Annotated in this window: 6 protein-coding genes and 1 pseudogene; all 7 read left to right on the top strand. The window is 39.0% G+C overall.

Going from position 1 to position 2,941, the window contains the following annotated elements; translation table 11 throughout:
• Positions 1–157: pseudogene (locus ACR2F7_RS09855) on the top strand (DEAD/DEAH box helicase); the annotation flags it as partial.
• Positions 130–435: a hypothetical protein gene (locus ACR2F7_RS09860; RefSeq protein ID WP_432713401.1), complete on the top strand. Its 306-nt coding sequence runs from the start codon at positions 130–132 to the stop codon at positions 433–435. The pseudogene ACR2F7_RS09855 and the gene ACR2F7_RS09860, both read left to right, overlap by 28 nt.
• A gap of 5 nt (positions 436–440) precedes the next feature.
• Positions 441–773 (top strand): gliding motility protein GldC, encoded by a 333-nt coding sequence (gldC, locus tag ACR2F7_RS09865; protein WP_432713402.1) that lies wholly within the window; start codon positions 441–443, stop codon positions 771–773.
• Between the two features lie 4 nt (positions 774–777).
• Positions 778–1,170, top strand: coding sequence for a hypothetical protein (locus ACR2F7_RS09870; RefSeq protein WP_432713403.1), 393 nt, complete (start codon positions 778–780; stop codon positions 1,168–1,170).
• Positions 1,157–1,816 (top strand): heme exporter protein CcmB, encoded by a 660-nt coding sequence (locus ACR2F7_RS09875; protein WP_432713404.1) that lies wholly within the window; start codon positions 1,157–1,159, stop codon positions 1,814–1,816. The genes ACR2F7_RS09870 and ACR2F7_RS09875 overlap by 14 nt, the downstream gene beginning before the upstream one ends.
• Positions 1,817–1,874: 58 nt before the next feature.
• Positions 1,875–2,171, top strand: coding sequence for a hypothetical protein (locus ACR2F7_RS09880; RefSeq protein ID WP_432713405.1), 297 nt, complete (start codon positions 1,875–1,877; stop codon positions 2,169–2,171).
• Positions 2,172–2,269: 98 nt separating this feature from the next.
• Positions 2,270–2,932: a cytochrome c biogenesis protein CcsA gene (gene ccsA, locus ACR2F7_RS09885; RefSeq protein WP_432713406.1), complete on the top strand. Its 663-nt coding sequence runs from the start codon at positions 2,270–2,272 to the stop codon at positions 2,930–2,932.
• The last annotated feature ends 9 nt before the right edge of the window (positions 2,933–2,941 follow it).

A 2,941-nucleotide genomic window follows, 5' to 3' on the forward strand; every position in this document is an offset into this window, starting at 1 on the left:
CGAGGAGCGTCAGGCTATAGCCAGGGAAATTGACCTTCAGAAAAGAAAAGATGACCCTACTTTTATGGGTGCTTTTCATGAGAAGAAGAAAACCTTTGCTCCGAAAGTTAAGAAAGCCGATAGCGCCCCATGGAAAAAGAAAAAGTTCAAAAAGTAGGCGCCTCAAAGCTCCGCTTAACACCTTTAAACATCATTACAGCAATGGCTTTAATAGCCAGCATCTATTTTGTGTATAAAGGTTTTGGTAACAAAATGTACCATGGGTTGAACGTGTTGTTTTTTGGACTTAGCCTTTTAGGAACTTTGGTATCTTTTATTTCTGACCTGATTTTCAGAAAAATGATACCATCTTTAAAGAACTTATGGATTGTTGAAGGTGCCTTTTTGGTATTTACCATTGTGCTCCTGCTTATTATAAAAATTGTACTATTTTAATTAAAATGAAGAAAGCTGAAATAAAAATCACAGTAGAACTTGATGACAACAATGTTCCTGAAACAATGGTTTGGGAATCTACAGATTCGGCAACCCAGGAACAGGTAGCCGTTAAATCAATGATGCTTGCCCTATGGGATCATAATTATAAAAATTCTTTAAGAATTGACTTGTGGACTAAAGATATGCCTGTTGATGAAATGAAAAGGTTCTTTTATGAAACTTTACAAACTATGGGCGATAGCTTCCTTAAAGCAACTGGCGAAACCCTTATTGTAGAAGATCTGCGTGATTATTGCGCACATTTCGCTGATAAAATGGGCATCAAGCAAAACTAGGCAAATGAAACCTCAAGGTATTATAGGTAGTGTAATTATGGCAGCCGGCGGACTATGTCCGCTGCTACACGTACCCATTTTAGGCAACTGGAATTATTTTGATGTAGACATCAGGTTGGCCATAGTATTTTATGTACTGGTCCTTGCCGGTCTTATCGGTGCTTTCACTCAAAAAGCAGGATTGCTGAAATTTGCAGGCTGGGCTACCATCGTATTGGTGCTGATTTCTTTAGCGGGTATTTATTTTAAAGTCCATGATACGTTTAACTTCATTCATTTTAAGAAAGCGATCAACTTTGCTGCAAGTATGGTTAAATATAAATGGGGCTGGTTTGTAATTGTGGCAGGTGCATTATTACTGGTAACGGTAAGGAGGCCAGCGAATGCTGTTACTTAAAGAAGTAAAATACCTCATTAAGAAAGAAATTCTCTTAGAATGGCGTTCCAAGTATGCACTCAATGGGGTGCTGCTTTATGTAGTATCCACCATTTTTGTGTGTTTTCTATCCCTGGTTAGTGTTGTGCCTATCACCTGGAATGCACTCTTCTGGATCATCATGCTGTTTGCTTCCATTAATGCAGTTGCTAAAAGTTTCTTGCAGGAAAGCAGGGGCCGGCAGTTGTATATTTACACCATTGCCAGTCCTATTGCGCTCATCATCTCCAAAACCATTTATAACATGTTGCTCATGATGGTACTCACCATGATCGCTTTGTGTTTTTACATGCTTGTTTTTGATTATGTACCGCAAGATCTTGGTTTGTATATTGTTGCAGCCCTATTAGGCAGCCTAAGCTTTTCCTCCATCTTCACTATGGTTTCTGCTATTGCTTCAAAAGCAGGTAACGGCGGTATGCTAATGGCTATTTTAAGTTTCCCGGTTATCATCCCTGTATTAGTGGTCTTAATTAAGCTCACCAAAAATGCCATAGATGGCTTAGACAGAAGTGTAAGCCTGGATGAAATAGGCTTATTGCTAGTCATTAATGTATTAGTAGGGGCAGTGTCTTTATTGCTTTTCCCCTATTTGTGGAGAGATTAAAAATATTTTGATATTTTACTAATTTAATTAGTAAGTTTGATGGTGAAATTTTAAGGTTATGCACGAGTATAAAGAACAACTTTATCAAAATCTGCGGGAACACCTGGCAGATACAGGATGGAAAGGAGTGAAGCACTTTGAGTTCAGAGATGAAATTCAATTGATTCTCCCCGATGAACTTGACATCCCCACAGAATTCAAAAAGTTATATGCCTTATTAGAAATGCTGCCTGAAATTGACCATCCACGCGAAAGGGTAGTGATCAGTTACAGTCACCTCGGCTCGAAGAATTACAAAGCGGTGGTCATCAACCCAACCAAGCAAGATAACATGCTCCACAACCATGTAGGCTAATCTGACGGTAAGCTGACAGCACATTAACGACATTTATAGCGCTAGCCTAAAAATATTCAAACAGATGATTACCTTTGGAGGGATTAAAATCTATATAAATGTATAAATCCTGGTGGAAAATTTTAGGTGCAGTATTAGTTATTTATACCACCGTTTATGGCTTCTTAGGCAATGTGCCAGCATTGCCAATTTTACATGAAAGTATCAGAAACCTGTATTTTCACGTACCCATGTGGTTCAGTATGATTGTGCTTTTTAGCGTTTCTGTCTTCCACAGCATCAAATACCTGAGTTCAGGAAACCCTGCTAACGATTTAAAAGCAGTAGAAAGCATCAATGCCGGTATTGTTTTTGGCATATTAGGCATCATTACAGGCGCTATCTGGGCTAAATTTACCTGGGGACAGGCATGGAGCTTTGATGTGAAGCAAAATTTTGCTGCCATTGCCCTGTTATTGTATTTTGCTTACCTTATTTTGCGCAATGCAATTGACGAAGAGCAAAAAAGAGCAAAAATATCTGCTATTTACAACATATTTGCCTTCCCCATGATGGTAGTGCTACTGTTTGTTTTACCACGACTTTCAGACTCTCTGCACCCTGGAAATGGAGGTAACCCTGGTTTCAATTCTTACGATCTGGACAGCAAAATGAGGATGGTATTTTACCCTGCCTGCCTGGGTTGGATCTTAATCGGTTATTGGATTTATACCCTTTTATACCGCGTGCGAATACTGGAGAAAAAAGAAAACCAATTGTAATTTCCCCGC

The sequence above is a fragment of the Pedobacter sp. genome (genome assembly GCF_045628745.1).
Taxonomy (GTDB): Bacteria; Bacteroidota; Bacteroidia; order Sphingobacteriales; family Sphingobacteriaceae; genus Pedobacter.

Coding starts and splice junctions, on each gene's coding strand:
- ACR2F7_RS09860 (WP_432713401.1), top strand. CDS start 130: ATGGAAAAAGAAAAAGTTCAAAAAGTAGGCGCCTCAAAGCTCCGCTTA.
- gldC (WP_432713402.1), top strand. CDS start 441: ATGAAGAAAGCTGAAATAAAAATCACAGTAGAACTTGATGACAACAAT.
- ACR2F7_RS09870 (WP_432713403.1), top strand. CDS start 778: ATGAAACCTCAAGGTATTATAGGTAGTGTAATTATGGCAGCCGGCGGA.
- ACR2F7_RS09875 (WP_432713404.1), top strand. CDS start 1,157: ATGCTGTTACTTAAAGAAGTAAAATACCTCATTAAGAAAGAAATTCTC.
- ACR2F7_RS09880 (WP_432713405.1), top strand. CDS start 1,875: ATGCACGAGTATAAAGAACAACTTTATCAAAATCTGCGGGAACACCTG.
- ccsA (WP_432713406.1), top strand. CDS start 2,270: ATGTATAAATCCTGGTGGAAAATTTTAGGTGCAGTATTAGTTATTTAT.